Raw genomic sequence first — 16,731 nt, forward strand, 5'->3', positions numbered from 1 at the left:
CTGCCGTCCTGGCCATCTGCCGGGCGGCCATCTTGTGCTGCCCGGCTCCATGACGAGCTGAGAGTATGCAATGCCAAACACACCAACCTTGCGGTCATGTGTGTGGAGTGGAACGCCCCAAGGGCTCGCCGCACACATCCGCGCTGAATCAATCCACATCACCTTGGGGGACAGGCACCTCCTGAACGGGCTGGACGTCACCGTCTCCGCCGGCTCACGTCTGGCGATCGTCGGGGACAACGGTCGTGGCAAGACCACCTTGCTTCACATTTTGGCCGGGCTCCTGACCCCTGACTCGGGAGTAGTGACCCAGATGGGTTCCCGCGTCTTGGTTAAGCAGGACATGTCTGCCGAGGGTAACCGCACCGTCGGCGACCTCATCGCCGAAGCGACTGCTCCCTCTAGGTCTGCGCTCGAGGCCCTTGACGTCGCGAGCGCTGCACTCGCCGCGGGTGACGACGCGGCCGATGCCTATTCCGCAGCGCTCGAGACCGCCACGCTACTGGACGCCTGGGACGCAGAAAGGCGGGTGGACATCGCACTGGCAGGCCTTGACGCCTGCAGCGACCGCGCTCGCATCCTGTCGACCTTGTCGGTCGGACAACGTTACCGGGTCCGGCTCGCCGTCGCACTTGGATCGACCCCCGACCTGCTCCTGTTGGATGAGCCCACCAACCACCTGGATGCTGAAGGACTGTCTTTTCTAACCGAGCAACTGCGTGACCACCCTGGTGGCCTGGCTCTGGTCAGTCACGACCGCGCGCTGCTGCATGATGTGGCGACGACCTTCCTGGATCTCGACCCGACCCGAGATGGTGTCCCGCGAACCTACTCGGGCGGCTACAAAGGCTGGATTGAAGGCCGCCGACGAGAACGCCTCAAGTGGGAACAGGATCACGCCGCCCAGGTTGCCCGACACGAGGAACTGACACGCGCTGCAGCCGAGGCGCGCTCCCGCCTGTCCCAGGGTGGATGGAGACCTGAAAAGGGCACAGGCAAGCACCAACGCGCCACACGCGCTGCTGGAGTGGTCCAAGCCTTCAACCGACGTATCGAAGACCTGAAAAGTCATGAAATCGGCGTCCCGGCGCCGCCACTGCGTCTTGCGTGGCCCGCCTCGGCAACCCGTGCCGGACAGAGCATCATGAACGCCACCCAGGTTACTGTGAAGGACCGATTGGACGCTCCGGTTTCGGTCGACGTGAACGGCGGTGACCGGTTGGTGGTCACCGGACCGAACGGCACGGGAAAATCCACCCTGTTGACACTTGTCGCAGGGCGGCTGGCCCCCACCACGGGACATGTGCGAGTTAATCCGAGAGCGCGCATCGCTCTGCTGTCCCAAGAGGTCCCCGACTGGGACCGCTCCAGCCCCGCACACGAGGTCTATGAGGCGTACCTGACGAAGCTAGGCCGTCGAGCTCAGGCGCCGTCCCTCGGCTCGCTCGGGCTGCTGGAAGCCTCCGCAACCGGCACGCCGGTGGGGCGCTTGTCGCAAGGACAGCAACGCCGTCTCCACCTGGCCATGTGTCTGGCCCAGGATCCAGACCTGCTGCTCCTGGACGAGCCCACCAATCATCTGTCCTCGATCCTCGTTGATGACATCACCACCGAGCTGCTGCAGACCTCCTGCGCGGTGATCGTTGCCACGCATGACCGGCAGATGCTCCACGACCTGGCCGACTGGCCCCACCTGAACCTTGACCTGAAGGACATGCCATGAACCCGCTTCACCCCTTGACCATCACCACGTACCGTCAGCTGTTCGCAGCGATGGTGCTGACCATCTTCGCCCAGGGTGCCTGGGCCCTCTACCTTGCCATGCAGACCCTCGACCTGGGCGCCACGCCAGCCACCCTGTCGGGTGTCGTAGTCTGGAGCGGCATTGGCCTGCTTGCAGGATCCCTCCCAGCTGGCGTAATTGCAGACCGGATCCCCAATAAGTCCGTCATCGTGGGCGTGCTCACCCTGAACCTCGCTATCGCGACCGCGACGTCCACGGCAGCAATCCTCGACATTGTTACCTTCTGGATGCTCGCGGTTTCCGCGTTCATTATTGGCACTTCAACCGCCTTCTTCTTCCCCGCCTACACGGCGCTGGTGCCAGTCCTGGTGGACGGTGACGACTTAATGGCCGTCAACGGCCTCGAAGGTGCCGCCCGCCCGTTGGTCGGACAGGCAATTGCGCCCGCCGCCGTCGGAGCGGTCATCGGTGCCAGCATGCCCGCCGCTGGCGGATACCTCATCGCAGCAGCACTCGGACTTGCCCTGCTTGCGGCTCTGCAGCTTCCCGCCCCCACCCGCGCCGAGCCCGAGACCGACGGTGCGGAAGACTCACTGATCACCGACCTGCTCGACGGCTTCCGCTACGTTTCCCGCACACGTTGGGTCCGCTCCAGTGTCCTGTTCGCGGCCGTAATGGGACTGGTAGTGACTGGACCACTCGAAGTCCTCCTACCTGCCCTCATGCGCTCATCGCATGACAACGGACCTGCACTCTACGGCACCGTCCTGGCTGCCCTCGGCGCGGGCGGGGTGGTGGGTTCTCTGCTAGCTGGGTCGTGGCGCACACCGGAACGCTTCCTGCCGGCCATGGTCGGTGCCTGGGTGATCGGATGCCTGCCCCTGTCCATCCCGGCGCTCACCAGCAATTCGTGGGCCATCGGCGCAGGCCTCGCGTTCTACGGGGCGCTGATCGGGATCGGAATGGTCATCTGGGGAGCAGTACTCCAAGAACACGTCCCCTTGGAGATGCTCGGCCGGGTCGCCAGCCTCGACTTCTTTATATCCATCGCCTTCATGCCTCTGTCCATCGCTCTCACCGGACTCCTCAGCCGCCACATCGACATCAGAACTCTGTTTATCGCCGCCGGACTAGTGCCACTGGCCACGGGAGCACTCCTCGCAGCCCTGGGACAACTCAAGATGCCGCAGAAGACGCTTGTCGAGGCAGGAGAGGATTAATGCATGCCAACGCCATCCTCACACCTCGCCACCGCTCGGAGGTCGCCCAACTCCTCGTCGACGACGGATGGCCGATTAGCGAGGTCGCTGCCCGCTTCCAGGTCTCATGGCCGACCGTATCCTCTCGTCTTGCCATTTCAACCGGCTGACTCGCGTCGGCCGCGCTACGAGCATGACCACCCCGGAGCAAGCCCTACGACCCGTGGATAGGCACGGTCTACGTCCACGCCGTCATCGACGACTACTTCTGCCTCGTCTACGCCGAGATTCACGATGGCGAAACCGCAATCACCGCCACCGCGGTCCTGGTGGGGTTGGCGAGTGATTCAACGCCCACCGGTATACTTCCGAAGCCGAACGCCGCGGTGAGCTCCACGCCTGGCTGCATTACTACAACCGGCATCGTCCCCACACTGCGTGTGGAGACCAGCCGCCGTTTTCACGTTTGACTTACCGCTCCGGTTAGTTCAGCTAGTCCTAGGCGATGCGACGGCCCGTTTCTGGATCGAAGCGGTGCGCCTCGCGTGGGTTGAAGGTCAGTACCACCGCTTCACCCCGCTGCGGTGGGGTACCTTCGGCGCGGGCAACTAGACGATTGTCGCCAACGGTGACGTAGACATAGGACTCGGCTCCCAGCTCTTCCACAATGTCCACCACGCCTTGGAAGCCCACCGGGCCTTTGTTGATAAACATCTTTTCTGGGCGCACGCCTACGCGGGAACCGTTGTAGTCAAAGATATTCATGGCTGGTGAGCCGATGAAGCCGGCGACGAATTCGTTCGCGGGGGCGTCGTAAAGCTCGCGCGGCGGGGCAACCTGCTGCAGCTCGCCGTCCTTGAGCACCGCCACGCGGTCACCCATGGTCATAGCCTCCACCTGGTCGTGGGTGACATACACCGTCGTCGTACCCAGGCGCTGCTGCAGGCTGGCCAACTCCGCGCGGGTCTGTACGCGCAGCTTGGCATCCAAGTTAGATAGCGGCTCGTCCATAAGGAAGGCCTTCGGCTCGCGCACAATAGCTCGGCCCATAGCCACGCGCTGGCGCTGACCGCCGGACAGATCCTTGGGCTTGCGCTTGAGATACTCGGTCAGGCCGAGCGTTTCCGCCGCCTCGTGCACCTTGGCTTTGATCTCGGATTTGGGAAGCTTTGCCAGCTTCAGGGCAAAGCCCATGTTTTCCTCCACCGTCAGGTGCGGGTAGAGGGCATAGTTCTGGAAGACCATGGCGATATCGCGATCACCTGGCTCCAGGTCGGTCACGTCCTTGCCATCGATGGTGATGCGGCCGCTGGATGTAGGTTCCAGCCCCGCCAGCGCACGTAGCGTCGTGGACTTGCCGCAGCCCGAAGGGCCAACGAGGACTAGGAATTCGCCGTCCGCGATATCGAGGTCCAAGTCTTTTACCGTGGGCGCGCTCGCGCCGGGGTAGGTGATGTTGACCTTTTCAAAAGTGACCTTTGCCATGCGCAACACACTAGCACCATTGGCGGCCGGTATCCTTGAAGCTTATGACTGCACTTGATTTGGAACGCATTCGCACTGCGCTGGCAGACGATTTCACCACCATCGATTTCGTGGAAAAGACCGGCTCCACCAATACCGATTTGATGCAGGCCACCAACGTTGCGGATGGCACCGTGCTGCTTGCCGACGAACAACTTTCCGGCAAGGGCCGCCTCGGCCGCACTTGGACCGCGCCGGCCGGCTCCCAGGTCATCTTCTCCGTGCTCTTGCTGCCGGAATCCCTCGAGCAGCTAGGCACCCTACCGCTGGCCGCGGGCCTCGCGGTGACCGATTCGATCGAGGGCACCGTGCTGAAGTGGCCAAACGACGTGCATATCGACGGCAATAAACTGTGCGGCATCCTTGCCGAGGCCGGCCCCGTGGGCCAAGCCTTCAAGGCCGCGCCAAAGACCGAGCTCACCAAGGTGGAGGTAGGCAAGGCTGAGGTCAACAAGGCCGAGGTCAACAAGGCCGAAGTAAATAAGGCTGAAGTCAATAAAGCAGAGGTCAATAAAGCAGAGGTCAATAAGGCAGTAGGTGGCGCCGCACCATCCGCGCGCGTCGTCGTGGGCATGGGCATCAATGTCACCCTGACTCGTGAGGATCTACCGATTGAAAAGGCCACCTCGCTCGCACTCGAAGGCCGCGATACGGACCGCACCGAGCTGGCCATTACCGTGTTGAAGAACCTGCGCCGTCGCATCGTGCAATGGGAGAACCAGGATCCGCAGCTTCTGCGCGACTACCGTGCGGTCTGCTCCTCGCTCGGCCAGGAGGTGCGCCTAGAAACCCCGTCCGGCGATGTCACCGGGCACGTCGATGAAATCGGCGAGGACGGCCGCATCATGGTCGCCGGCGAGTACTACTCCGCGGGCGATGTCACGCACCTGCGTCCACGGAAGTAGACACGCGAGGTAGCATCCATAGCTATGGGACTAATGAAGATGGGCCAAGGTGAGGTCAAGCGCGCGGATGTCTCCGCGCCGTTTCGCGCGCTGATTTTCCCCTTCCTCGAGCTCATCCTCATTACCGGCCTGCTGTGGATTGCCATCGGCTGGTGCGATGTCCAAGCAGTAGACCCGATGCTGCGCAACGGCCTCGTCGCGGTATGGGCGCTGCTGGGAATCTGGCGCTTTCTCATTCCTCTTTATAAGGCCCGCCGGAAGCGCTTCATCGTGACTAATAGGCGCGTCATCGCGCGCGAGGGCCGTAATATCGATTCCATTCCGCTGCAGGATATCCGCGGTGCCCGCAAGCGCCGAGGCGGGGTATCCCTAGCGATTCACGGCTGGGACCGAGCCATGTATTTTCCCAACGTGGCCAAGCCCAAGCGCGTGGCCGAGATTATTAATGATCGCCCTTGGTTTTAACCTCGGTGGTATGAAGCTGGCTATCCAGATCCTCAGGGGAGAGGTTAGCTCGGCTAAATTCTTGCGTCAGCGGCAGGCGCAGCTCTAGATCGGAGGCGGGGCAAAGCTCAACCGTTGCCTTATCCACTACATAGTCCAGCACGTGGCCACCGGAGGTGCGGGCGGCGTCGATAAAGTGCACGTGGCAGCCCGGTACCGAGATTCCCTTTTCATAGACGGGGGTGCGGAAGCCGCCGATGATGCCCTCGACGTCCTTAAAATGCAGCTCCTTGTCGCCGCCCACGGCCTCAGACATTGGCGGGTAGGGCTTTTCTTGTTTGACCACCGTGCGGGTGGTCACTTCCTTGAACGTGCCCACGATGCGTACCGCGTACATGTAGTTGGCGGAAGGCTCGAGCTCATCGATGAACGCGGAGAGCTGATCGCGGCGCAGGCCCGCGGGGGCGTCGGCAGTAATGCGCGGGACAAAGTTCGTGGCCACCGCGTAAGGGGTGCGCTGGTCTAGGTCTGCAATCTGCGCGGAGCCATCGCCACGCAGCTGGTAGCAGGTGCCATCCAAAATGATCATCTCTCCGTCGAGGCCATCAAAGGTGCCGAGGCCAAAATTGCCCTTACCAAGCAGTTCCGAAATGGTCATTTCGCCGTCATAAATGCCGTCCAGCAAAGCGGTCATGAGGGAATTTTGGAAGATGGTATGACGAGTGAACATAGTATCCAGGCTAGTATTGGGGGACGTGAGTGACTTAAAGCCTATTGTAACTGTTTGTGGCGACGGCCAGCTGGCTCGCATGATGCAGCCGGCCGCCGCGGAACTCGATATTCACCTGCGGATTCTGGCTAGCAAGCCGGATTCCTCCGCCGCGCAGGTCACCCCGGACGTGGTGCTGGGGGATTACACCTCCTTGGAGGAGCTGCGCGGCGTAGCAGATGGCGCGGATGCCATTACCTTCGAGCATGAGCATGTGCCCAACGAGCACTCCGCCGCGCTTATCGACGCCGGATTTAACGTCCAGCCCCAGCCCACCGCCCTCATCTACGCGCAGGACAAGCTCAAGATGCGCGAAAAGCTCGCCGCGCTGGGCGCTCCCGTGCCGCGCTTTGCCGCCATCGACTCGGTGGCCGATGCCCGCGCCTTTTTCGACGCCGTCGATGGCCGCGTGTGCCTCAAGGCCCGCCGCGGTGGTTATGACGGCAAGGGCGTATGGTTCCCCACCGCCGATAATTGCTTTGAGCTGGTCTCCGAGCTGCTTGAGGCCGGAACCCCGCTGATGGCAGAGGAAAAGGTGGAACTTACCCGCGAGCTTTCCATCTTGGTCGCCCGCCGTCCTTCCGGCGAGGCCAAGGTGTGGCCGATTACCCAATCCCGTCAGGAAAACGGCATCTGCGCCGAGGCCATTGCCCCCGCCCCCGGCCTTACACCGGAACTTTCCCAGCGCGCTTCCGAGTTGGGTCTGACCATCGCCGAGTCCCTCGGCGTGACCGGCGTGCTGGCCGTCGAGCTCTTTGCCTTCGACGGCCCCGAAGGCGAGGATATCTCCGTCAACGAACTGGCCATGCGCCCGCATAACACCGGCCACTGGACCCAGGATGGCTGCGTGACCTCCCAATTTGAGCAGCACCTGCGCGCCGTGCTCGACCTCCCCTTGGGCGCAGTCGACGCGCTTGCACCCGTTACCGTGATGGCCAATGTTCTGGGCGCCGACGAAGATCCCGCCATGCCTATGCCGGGGCGCGTCCGCGAGGTCATGCAGCGCTACCCGCAGGCCAAGATTCACCTTTACGGCAAGGACCACCGCCCTGGCCGCAAGATTGGCCACGTCAACGTCACCGGTGAAGATACCGACGAGCCCCTGACCATCGCCCGCCAGGCCGCGCACTTCCTCGTGCACGCCGAATGGGCTTAAATTCCTGCCTGTAGAAAGGACACTATGCAACCGCATGTAGGCATCATCATGGGCTCCGATTCCGATTGGCCCACCGTTGAACCCGCCGCTCAGGTCCTCGCGGACTTCGGCATCCCCTTCGAGGTTGGCGTGGTCAGCGCCCACCGCACCCCGGAAAAGATGCTGGCCTATGCCAAGGAAGCCCATACCCGCGGGTTGAAGGCGATTATCGCTTGCGCCGGCGGTGCCGCGCACCTTCCCGGCATGGTCGCCGCGGCTACGCCGCTGCCGGTCATCGGTATCCCCCGCGCACTGAAGGATCTCGATGGCCTCGACTCCCTCCTGTCCATCGTGCAGATGCCCAGCGGCGTGCCGGTAGCCACCGTCTCCATCGGCGGTGCGAAGAACGCCGGCCTGCTCGCCGCCCGCATCCTCGGCGCTGGCGACCCCGCCATCCAAGACAAGATGGCGGACTACCAAAAGCAGATGGCCGAGGAAGTCGAGCAGAAGGATAAGAACCTGCGCGACAAGCTGCTAGGAGAGTAGTTCTCCGGTCTAAGGCCAAACAAAACAAGCACGTTTTAGCCAAAACCACGTAGTTTTTCGGCAAAACGTGCTTGTTTTGTCTCCTAAGCTTTAGCGAAGTTCTCGTCGCCCCTTGCCAACATGCAAAACAAGCACGATCGGGCAGAATTCGCGGAGGAAAAGGATAAAACGTGCTTGCTGTGCATCGTTGTAGCCTGCGGCGTGAGGAAGCGTGCTTTAAGCTTTCGGGCAGGGGAATAATGCTCAAAGGGGGAAGCATGGAAGAAGTACTGGTTTCAGGCCTAAGCAGGGGAGAGCTTAAAACTCATGTAGCGAATGGAAAGATAATCCGAATCGGCCGCGGGATTTATACGTGGCGGGAACCGACTCCCATGGAGGTAGCTCGCATCCTGCACAAGCGGTGGCCTGGAATCATGCTTGCGGGCAGCTCTGCGGTGCAGCTGTACTCCAGGAAGGAGATGACCTTTCCTCTGAAATTTGCCTACAGGCATGTCGTGAGTGGTTCGCAGTGGTTTGAAGCCGAGCCAATTTACGGCTAGCGCCCTTCAATTTCTTCCGTGACCTGCTCAAAAGAGAAGCGTTCGCCGGTATCGGCGGCGCGGGCTTGGCGGAGGGCTTCAGCATTTGCGGCGGCTTCGAGGCGGTCAAGGAAAGCTAGTTCTTGAGGCGAAATGATAACTGCGGCTTCCTTACCGTTGCGGGTGACAACGGTGCGGGTTCCTGCGTAGTGGGCTTGGTCAATGACCTGGCCTAAGCGGGTGCGGAGTTCGGAAAGTGGCAAAGACAATGAAAGCTCCTAATACATCAAAGTACTACTAGTACTAAGTTAGCAAAGAGTACAACTTTTTAAGAGGTCATGGACTACAACATCGCGTTTACGCGGCAGGCTAAGCGAGAGTTACAAAAAATCCATCAGGGAAACCGAAAGCAATATCAACGGATTAAGCGCGCGATCGGTGGACTGGCTAAAGACCCATATCCACCGGGATCTATCGCTTTGTCCGGCAGGAGTGGCCGAAGAATAAGGGTGGGAAATTACCGCGTGCTGTACTCCGTTGAGGAGCAAGAAGTGCTGGTGGAAGTGTTTACCGTAGGGGCACGCGGAAGCGTTTATAAGCGCTAGAAAGGCACGCCGGAGCGCAGGATGACATTGGCAAACGGCGTGGTGGAACCGGTGCGCACGACAAAGGAGGCGCGGGCGACCTCGCGCTTGAGGTCGTCGTGGGAGACCTCGGTAAGCGGTACTGCGGGAAGCAGGGAGCGCACCTCAGGCGGGGTGGTATCGGCGATGGTGGCGGCTTCGACCACGACCTCATCGAGGAGAGCCGCCAGGGTATCGGCAAAGGTGGGGATGCCAAAGGTTAGCGTGAGGTCGATGACAGGCACTTCGCGGGGGATGGGCAGGCCGCAATCGGCGATAACGAAGGTATCGGTGTGGCCCAAGCGCGCGACAGCGCTGGTGAGCGCGGGATTGAGCAGGCCGGATTTACGCATCGGTGACCTCCGGCAGGGCGGATTCGGTGGTGGGGTAGGAAGGCTGTGCGCCGTTGCCGGTGGCGGCGAAGGCGCCGACGCGGGCGGCGAAGGTGGCGGCATCGACAAGCGAGGCACCGGTGAGCAGCTGGGCGCAGAAGGCACCCGCGAAGGCATCGCCGGCGCCGGTGGTATCCACGGCGGTCACGCGCGGGGTGGGGATATCCGTGCCGCCTTCCGGGGTAGCCACGTAGGCGCCGTGGGCGCCAAGGGTGAGAACGACGGAGCGGAAACCGGCCTCTACCAAGCGGTGGGCGAGCTCGCGCGGGGCGCCCTCTGCAGGTAGTCCGAGCTGGTCCAGGATGAGCCCTGCTTCGTGTTCATTGGCCAGCAAAGGATCGGCTTGCAGGAGCGAGTCGCGGTCGACCTCGACCACGGGCGCGAGGTTGACCACCACTCGGCCCTGGGCCGCCTCGACCGCGGCCTGGAAACCGGAGGCAGGGATTTCACCCTGGAGGAGGACCACGTCGGCATCGGCGATGGTGGAGGCGCGGGAGGTGACAAAGGGGGCGTCGACAACCGCATTGGCACCGGGGGAGATGACGATGGTGTTCTCGCCATCGGCCGAGACGGTAATGACGGCCAGGCCGGTGTTGGTATCGGCCTGCTCCACGGCGCTCAGATCGATGCCGGAGGTGCGCATGTAGCGCATGGCGGGCTCGGCATAGGGATCGGAGCCGACCGCGCCCACGAAGGCCACGGTGGCGCCCAGCTGTGCGGCCGCGACGGCCTGGTTAGCGCCCTTGCCCCCGGCCAAGATGTCGCCGCCAGAGCCCAGCAGGGTCTCGCCGGGCTGTGGGTGGCGCTCGGCGTGCACGATGAGATCGGCATTGATGGAACCGACGACGGTTAGCTTGCTCATTGGAAATCCTCCACATTGTCGCGGGTGACGGTGATGACCTCGACGGGGACGTTCTTCTCCGCCGCGCCACCGTGCAGGAGCGCTGCGGCTTGTTCGATGGCGCGGGCACCGAGCTCTGCGGGCTGCTGGGCGATGGTAGCTTCCAGCTTGCCATCTTTGACCGCTTTGAGGCCATCGAAGGTGCCATCAAATGCCACCACCTTGACCTCAGATCCGGCGCGCGAGCCCAAAGCTTCGACCGCGCCGAGCGCCATTTCATCGTTCTCTGCAAAGATGGCCTTGATATCCGGGTTGGCCTGCAGCAAGTTGGTGGCGACGTTGAGTCCTTCCGTGCGGTCGAAATTCGCCGATTGCTTGCCGACGACCCGAATGTCCCCATACTTCGCAATCTGCTCTTCAAAGCCCTTGCCGCGCTCCCGCGAGGCCGAAGTGCCAGCGGTGCCTTGGAGGATGAGGATATCGCCCTTTTCCCCAATGGATTCGGCGAGCTTATCCGCAGCCTGCGCGCCACCGGCGACGTTATCGGAGGCCACCATGGAATCCAGCTCTACGCCGTTGACGTCGCGGTCCACGCCGATGACGGGCACGCCGTCATTTTTGATGCCGCGCACGGCCGGGGCAACGGCATCGGAATCGGTGGGGTTGACCACGACGACCTTGGCGCCCATGGAGGTGGCATTGCCCAGCTGATTGACCTGTTGGGCGGGGTCATCGGAAGCGTCTTGGATGTCTAGCGGAACGCCGAGTTCCTTGGCCTTATCCTGTGCGCCGTGGCGCAGTTCGACGAAGAAGGGGTTGGTTTGCGTGGAGAGCGCTAGCGTAATGCGGTTGCGGTCTTCTTCCGAGCGGTTGCAGGAGGCAAGGCCTAACGCGAGGGCCGGTACGAGGAGGGTGGCGATGAGCTTTTTCATAGCGGGTGCTCCTTAGTTGGCCGTCTTATTGCGGATGACGTCGAAGCCGACGGCCAGCGCGATGACCAGGCCGATCACGATCTGCTGCCAGAAAGAGGAGACGTTGAGCAGGTTCAAACCATTGCGGATGACGGCCAAGAGAATCGCGCCGACCAGGGTGCCGGTGGCCCTGCCTTGGCCACCGGAGAGTGAGGCGCCGCCGATGACGACGGCCGCGATGGCATCGAGCTCATAGCCGGTGCCGGCCTGCGGCTGTGCGGATTCGAGGCGGCCGGCCATGACCATGCCGGCCCAGGCGGCGAAGAAACCGGAGAGTGCGAAGACGGCGATCTGGATGCGCTTGACCGGCAGGCCCGAGAGGCGGGCGGCCTCCAGGTTGCCGCCGATGGCGTACATGGAACGGCCGAGCACCGTGCGCTCCAAGATGAACCAACAGATGAGCCCGGCGATAACCATCATGATGATGGGCACGGGGAAGCCGGCGATATCGCCGCCAAAGGCGTTGACGGACGGGGCGGTTTCAATCGGCGAGCCCTGGGAAATGACCAGGGTGAGGCCGCGGGCGATGGACATCATGGCCAGCGTCGCGATGAAGGAGGGGATCTTGCCCCACGCGGTGGCCATGCCGCAGATGGCGCCGGCCAGCGCGCCGACGATCAGGCCGAGGAGCAGGGTGAGCCAGCCAGGCAGTCCCGCGGTGGAGAACATGTAGGCAGAGACCACGGCGCCGAGCGCGGCGACCGAGCCCACTGAGAGGTCGATGCCTGCGGTGACGATGACAAAGGTCATGCCGAAGGCCAAGATGGCCACCGTGGCGGCTTGGATGCCGATATTGAGCAGGTTCGCCACGGTGAGGAAGTACGGCGTAGCGATAAACAGCGCGATGCACAGGGCAATGAGGCCGACGAGCGCGCCATTATTCATCGCCCAGTTAACTACTCGATTCTTGGTCATGCTTCATCCTTGGGGTTAGTGCCGGCGGGCGCGGCAGCAGAGGCAGAGGTAGAAGAGGTCACATTGGATACGGCAAAGGCCATGACCTCGTCTTGGGTGGAGTCCTTGGGTAGCTGGCCGGCGAGTTGGCCGCCGGACATGACGAGGATGCGGTCGGACATGCCGAGCACCTCAGGCAGATCGGAGGAGGCCATGAGCACAGCGCCGCCGGCAGCGGTGACCTCATTGATGATGTTATAAATCTCCACCTTGGCGCCGACGTCGACGCCGCGGGTGGGCTCATCGAGGAGGAGGACTTTGGAACCGGCCAGTACCCAGCGGCCAAAGACCGCCTTTTGTTGGTTGCCGCCGGATAGGTTCCGGATGGGCTGGGAGAGATCGGCCATGCGAATGCGCAGCTTTTCCGCTACGTCACCGGCGCGGCGGCGTTGACCGCTGCGGTCGGCCAGCCCCACCTTAGCGGTGGGGTAGAGGGTGGCGAATCCGAGGTTATCGCCCACGGAGGCATCGAGAACTAGCGCTTGGGACTTACGGTCTTCGGGGATATGGCCCACGCCGGCGCGGATGGCGGCACGAATATCGCCGCCGCGCAGCTGCGTGCCGCCGACGCGGATGGTGCCGGAATCGTACGGGTCAGCGCCCGCGATGGCGCGAATGATTTCGGTGCGGCCGGCTCCCACGAGCCCGGCAAGGCCGACGACTTCGCCGGCATGGACGGTGAAGGTGACGTCGTGAAAGGCGCCGTCGGCAGTCAGCTCGGAGACTTCCAGCAGGGCCTCGCCGCGCTCGGGAGGAACCTCGCGCGGGTATTGGTTTTCAATCTCGCGGCCGACAATGAGGCGCACCAGCTCGTCTTCGTCCGTATTGGCTGGGACCTCGGCGATGAAAGAGCCATCGCGCAGCACGCTGATGGTTTCTGCAATGCGCGCCAGCTCCTCCAGGTGGTGGCTGATAAAGACCATGGCCACGCCCTTGGCCTTGAGTTCCTCGAGCACGGCAAAGAGTGCATCAACCTCCTTGCCGGTGAGCGCGGCAGTGGGCTCATCCAAGATGAGAATGCGCGCGTTCATGGACAGCGCCTTGGCGATTTCTACGAGCTGCTGCTTGGCCACACCCAGCTCGCCCACCGGCATGTCTAGGTCCACGTCCAAACCGATAAGATGCAGTGCAGCTTGGGCTTGTGCCTTGAGATGCTTGCGATTGACCAACCCAAAGCGGCGTGGGGTGCGCCCAAGCATGATGTTCTCGGCCACCGACATAGTGGGCACAAGGTTGAGCTCTTGGTGAATGGTGGCGATGCCCAGCGCCTCAGAGGCCTTGGTATTTGGGATTTTCACCTCTGTGCCATCTACCAGGATGCGGCCGGAATCTGGTTCGTGCACGCCGGCAATCATTTTGATGAGGGTGGATTTTCCCGCGCCATTTTCACCCAGCAAGGCCTGCACCTGGCCGCGGCGGACGGTGAGGTCTACACCCTTAATGACCTCCACCGGTCCGAAGGATTTGGTGACATTGTCCAGGCGCAAAACGCAGTCACTCATGGCGTGGCCCCATCGAGTTGGTGGGCGGTGGACATGCGCGGGATGTAGCGGGTTTCTAGCACCTCGCCTTCCGGTTGGTGCTTATCATTGATGGCCGCGATGAGCTTAGCCGTGGCGGTCTCGCCCATCCGGGCAACGTCCTGGTCCACCACCGAGATAGGGGAGGGTTGGAAGCGCAGGTAGATGAAGTCATCGAAGCCGACGAGCGCGATTTCTTCTCCGATGCGCTTGCCCGCGTTATGGCAGGCCTCCAGCGCGCCGGCCGTCATCATGGAATCTCCGGCAATGAGCGCGGTGACGCCTTCCTGCAGGAGTGCGATAGCACCCTTATAACCTTCGCGGTGGCGGTAGCTGCCGTGGTGGATATGGGTAGGCATACCGCGGGTGGCGGCCTCGAATGCTTGGAGGCGCTGGCGGCCGGTGGAGGTTTCCTGCGGCCCGGAAAGGTAGCCGATGTGCGTGTGCCCTTTTTCTTTAAGCTGTTCCACGGCTTGTTTCATGCCCGGGTGGGGGTCTGATAGCACTGCTGGAATCTGGCCCAGGGTGCGGTCAATGAGCACGAGTGGACGGTAAGCGCGCGCCTGCTCCAGCGCTTCTTCGGCGCCTTCGAGAGGTACCGCGATAATGCCGTCTACCTGGCGTTCCATCAGGGCATCGAGGGCCTTGACTAGCCGCTGCGGATCCTCGCCACAACTGGTAATCATCGTGGCGAGTCCCTGCTTATCGGCGGCTTCTTCGATGGCTGCGGCCATTGCGGCGAAGTAGGCATTATCTAGGCTGGGGATGACCAAGCCGATGGCGTTAGATCGGGAACTGCGCAATGCTCGGGCTTGGGCATTGGGCCTATAGTTGAGCTTGATGGCCGTGTCCTTTACGCGTTGGCGCGTGGACTCCGAGATGGCTGGGTTGCCCGAGAGCGAACGGGACGCGGTGGAAATGGATACTCCAGCAGCAGCGGCCACGTCCTTGAGAGTGGTTCCGGCCATGCTGTCCTCCTTGGTTAGGCGTATGAGCCGACGTCCGGCCCTCCTGGGTGCAATCGATTGCACATTTGAGTTAAAGGTACGGCTATTTCCATCTTCATGTCAAGAGCCGGCAAGTCTATGCTGGTATCCATGTCTGACCCGCTCCTTGTTTTGGGCTCCCGCGTAACCCATGGCTATCCCGGCGCCATGCTGCGCTCGCGCCTTGATAAGGCGTTGGCGCTTTATAGCGGTCAGCGCATCATTGTCTCCGGCCGTGGTGAGGCGGGGCCTATGGCTACATACCTCATCGAACGTGGCGTGCCGGCCGAGCGGGTGGTGGTGGAACTGGAAGCCACGAGCACTAATGAAAATCTAGAGAATGCCCACCGCTTGGCCCCGGATGCCGTATTACACGTGGTGACCAATGATTTTCATATCCTGCGCACCGCGTTGTGGGCCTGGCACCTCGGCATTGCCGTGCACCTGCATTCCGCGCGCACCCCGTGGCGGTTGATGCCGCGCAACTACCTGCGCGAAGTCTTGGCCACGCCACACTCCGCGGCGCGAATAGTGTGGCGGCGGATGCAGGGGTAGTGTTCCTGCCCGGTGTGGCGGCCTGTTTCCCACGTGCGCTTCCAGCCCCGAAAGAGGTTAACTGGAGGTTAACTCAAGGGCGGTGAGCTGCTGAAACCGTGGGTTTGAGCCAGCAGTTATGCAAACGATTGACCGGCGCTTCGCCGTACTCCTAGGCTAAATCCAACGAAAGTTATAGCCAGAAAGGTCTTTGTTATGACCAGTGGAGGAGCGGCTGGCCCTGACGCCGACTACCCCAGCGTCGCACTTGCCCACGGCGATTATGCGGCCGAGATCGGTCTATTCGGCGGTGCACTCAAGGCGCTGACCTATCGCGGTGCGCCCTTGGTAGAAAGCTACGAAGGCAAGCCGCCGCTGATGGCTGGCGTGGTGCTGGCGCCGTGGCCGAATCGCACCGAAGATGGCTGGTTTGAATGGCAGGGGACTGTCCACCAGTTAGGCATCACGGAGCCAGAGCGCAATAACGCCATCCATGGATTCGCGGTGGATTGGTGGCACGTCAAGGAACGCTCGGACAACCGGGTGGTCATCACCTTTGATATTGAGCCGCGCCAGGGCTGGCCGTGGGCGATTCAGCTCGAGGCCACCTATGCCCTCGATGAGCAGGGATTGCACCACCAGCTCACCGCCCGCACCGCGGAACCCGGCGAGGTTCCCTTCGCCTATGGGCTGCACCTCTACCTCTGCCCACAAGGGGCAGGGGCGGAGGAAGCGGTGCTCAGTGTGGACGTCGGCAAGCGCTACCTGCTCGGCGCCCGCAACCTGCCTACGGGAAAGACGGAGCAGGTGCGCATTGTTAATCAGCCCATCGCCGAGGTGGACTGGGACGATTGCTTCCACGGCGAAGGCCCACTGACGGCCGTGTATTCGGCCGGTGGAAAGGGGGTGCGCCTGGAGATGGGCGAAGGCCTGAACTGGGTGCAGATGTTTACCCCGGCCGATTTCCCGCGGGCAGGTGGCCCCGGCAAGGCATTGGCCGTGGAGCCCATGAGCGCGCCGCCGAATGCGCTGCGCAGCGGGGAAGACCTCGTGCACCTGAGCGCTCAGAACCCGCAGAGATTCACGCTGCGCCTTGCAGCAGAGAACAATAACTAGAAAGGTCAGC

At 62.4% G+C, this 16,731-nt stretch carries 19 protein-coding genes and 1 pseudogene; 11 read left to right on the top strand and 9 right to left on the bottom strand.

Translation table 11 applies throughout. The features are described 5' to 3' along the window. Positions 1-70: 70 nt before the first annotated feature. The 3 genes and pseudogenes from MHY24_RS07305 to MHY24_RS07315 form a co-directional block, all read left to right on the top strand. Positions 71-1,723, top strand: a complete 1,653-nt coding sequence (locus MHY24_RS07305; RefSeq protein WP_239228944.1) for an ABC-F family ATP-binding cassette domain-containing protein — start codon at positions 71-73, stop codon at positions 1,721-1,723. Further along, a complete protein-coding gene (locus MHY24_RS07310; RefSeq protein ID WP_239228946.1) occupies positions 1,720-2,964 on the top strand; it encodes an MFS transporter in 1,245 nt (414 codons plus the stop codon). Before MHY24_RS07305 ends, MHY24_RS07310 begins: the two co-directional genes overlap by 4 nt. Then, positions 2,964-3,412: pseudogene (locus tag MHY24_RS07315) on the top strand (integrase core domain-containing protein); the annotation flags it as partial. The gene MHY24_RS07310 and the pseudogene MHY24_RS07315, both read left to right, overlap by 1 nt. A gap of 29 nt (positions 3,413-3,441) precedes the next feature. On the opposite strand, the gene MHY24_RS07320 reads toward MHY24_RS07315, so the two are convergent. Continuing rightward, the gene (locus tag MHY24_RS07320; RefSeq protein ID WP_239228957.1) at positions 3,442-4,428 is read right to left on the bottom strand and encodes an ABC transporter ATP-binding protein; all 987 of its coding nucleotides are present in this window, start codon (positions 4,426-4,428) and stop codon (positions 3,442-3,444) included. Positions 4,429-4,472: 44 nt separating this feature from the next. Between MHY24_RS07320 and MHY24_RS07325 the strand changes: the two genes are divergently transcribed. Then, positions 4,473-5,372 (top strand): biotin--[acetyl-CoA-carboxylase] ligase, encoded by a 900-nt coding sequence (locus tag MHY24_RS07325; protein ID WP_239228959.1) that lies wholly within the window; start codon positions 4,473-4,475, stop codon positions 5,370-5,372. Between the two features lie 24 nt (positions 5,373-5,396). Next, positions 5,397-5,837, top strand: coding sequence for a hypothetical protein (locus tag MHY24_RS07330; protein WP_049378610.1), 441 nt, complete (start codon positions 5,397-5,399; stop codon positions 5,835-5,837). Here the strand turns inward: MHY24_RS07330 and budA are convergent. After that, positions 5,815-6,546, bottom strand: coding sequence for an acetolactate decarboxylase (budA, locus tag MHY24_RS07335; RefSeq protein ID WP_239228961.1), 732 nt, complete (start codon positions 6,544-6,546; stop codon positions 5,815-5,817). The genes MHY24_RS07330 and budA overlap by 23 nt on opposite strands. Before the next feature lie 79 nt (positions 6,547-6,625). On the opposite strand from budA, the gene MHY24_RS07340 reads away from it, so the two are divergent. From MHY24_RS07340 to MHY24_RS07350, 3 genes are all read left to right on the top strand, one after another. Then, a complete protein-coding gene (locus MHY24_RS07340) occupies positions 6,626-7,741 on the top strand; it encodes a 5-(carboxyamino)imidazole ribonucleotide synthase (protein WP_239229128.1) in 1,116 nt (371 codons plus the stop codon). Positions 7,742-7,765: 24 nt separating this feature from the next. Continuing rightward, on the top strand, positions 7,766-8,266 hold the full coding sequence (gene purE / locus MHY24_RS07345; protein WP_239228989.1) for a 5-(carboxyamino)imidazole ribonucleotide mutase: 501 nt from the start codon (positions 7,766-7,768) through the stop codon (positions 8,264-8,266). Positions 8,267-8,523: 257 nt separating this feature from the next. Next, on the top strand, positions 8,524-8,805 hold the full coding sequence (locus MHY24_RS07350) for a type IV toxin-antitoxin system AbiEi family antitoxin domain-containing protein (RefSeq protein ID WP_239228998.1): 282 nt from the start codon (positions 8,524-8,526) through the stop codon (positions 8,803-8,805). Here MHY24_RS07350 and MHY24_RS07355 read toward each other — a convergent pair. Next, positions 8,802-9,053 (bottom strand): type II toxin-antitoxin system Phd/YefM family antitoxin, encoded by a 252-nt coding sequence (locus tag MHY24_RS07355; RefSeq protein WP_239229007.1) that lies wholly within the window; start codon positions 9,051-9,053, stop codon positions 8,802-8,804. The two genes, MHY24_RS07350 and MHY24_RS07355, sit on opposite strands and share 4 nt — an antisense overlap. Positions 9,054-9,122: 69 nt before the next feature. Between MHY24_RS07355 and MHY24_RS07360 the strand changes: the two genes are divergently transcribed. After that, positions 9,123-9,389, top strand: a complete 267-nt coding sequence (locus MHY24_RS07360; RefSeq protein ID WP_150851167.1) for a type II toxin-antitoxin system RelE/ParE family toxin — start codon at positions 9,123-9,125, stop codon at positions 9,387-9,389. Here the strand turns inward: MHY24_RS07360 and rbsD are convergent. The 6 genes from rbsD to MHY24_RS07390 are packed head-to-tail and all read right to left on the bottom strand — an operon-like array spanning position 9,386 to position 15,053. After that, positions 9,386-9,760: a D-ribose pyranase gene (gene rbsD, locus MHY24_RS07365; RefSeq protein ID WP_204610011.1), complete on the bottom strand. Its 375-nt coding sequence runs from the start codon at positions 9,758-9,760 to the stop codon at positions 9,386-9,388. The genes MHY24_RS07360 and rbsD overlap by 4 nt on opposite strands. Continuing rightward, complete coding sequence (locus tag MHY24_RS07370; RefSeq protein WP_239229009.1) at positions 9,753-10,661, bottom strand: ribokinase; 909 nt, start codon at positions 10,659-10,661, stop codon at positions 9,753-9,755. Before MHY24_RS07370 ends, rbsD begins: the two co-directional genes overlap by 8 nt. Next, complete coding sequence (locus MHY24_RS07375) at positions 10,658-11,572, bottom strand: substrate-binding domain-containing protein (protein WP_239229011.1); 915 nt, start codon at positions 11,570-11,572, stop codon at positions 10,658-10,660. Before MHY24_RS07375 ends, MHY24_RS07370 begins: the two co-directional genes overlap by 4 nt. A gap of 12 nt (positions 11,573-11,584) precedes the next feature. Further along, the gene (locus MHY24_RS07380; protein ID WP_239229021.1) at positions 11,585-12,526 is read right to left on the bottom strand and encodes an ABC transporter permease; all 942 of its coding nucleotides are present in this window, start codon (positions 12,524-12,526) and stop codon (positions 11,585-11,587) included. Next, entirely contained in the window at positions 12,523-14,067 is a 1,545-nt protein-coding gene (locus MHY24_RS07385; RefSeq protein WP_239229023.1) for a sugar ABC transporter ATP-binding protein, read from the bottom strand. Before MHY24_RS07385 ends, MHY24_RS07380 begins: the two co-directional genes overlap by 4 nt. Then, the gene (locus MHY24_RS07390) at positions 14,064-15,053 is read right to left on the bottom strand and encodes a LacI family DNA-binding transcriptional regulator (protein WP_239229026.1); all 990 of its coding nucleotides are present in this window, start codon (positions 15,051-15,053) and stop codon (positions 14,064-14,066) included. Before MHY24_RS07390 ends, MHY24_RS07385 begins: the two co-directional genes overlap by 4 nt. A gap of 129 nt (positions 15,054-15,182) precedes the next feature. On the opposite strand from MHY24_RS07390, the gene MHY24_RS07395 reads away from it, so the two are divergent. Together MHY24_RS07395 and MHY24_RS07400 are read left to right on the top strand one after the other, a co-directional pair. Continuing rightward, entirely contained in the window at positions 15,183-15,626 is a 444-nt protein-coding gene (locus MHY24_RS07395) for a YdcF family protein (RefSeq protein WP_204610001.1), read from the top strand. Positions 15,627-15,821: 195 nt separating this feature from the next. Then, entirely contained in the window at positions 15,822-16,721 is a 900-nt protein-coding gene (locus MHY24_RS07400) for an aldose epimerase (RefSeq protein WP_239229028.1), read from the top strand. The last annotated feature ends 10 nt before the right edge of the window (positions 16,722-16,731 follow it).

The sequence above is a fragment of the Corynebacterium sp. ACRPQ genome (assembly GCF_022347225.1).
GTDB classification, from domain to species: Bacteria; Actinomycetota; Actinomycetes; order Mycobacteriales; family Mycobacteriaceae; genus Corynebacterium; species Corynebacterium tuberculostearicum_D.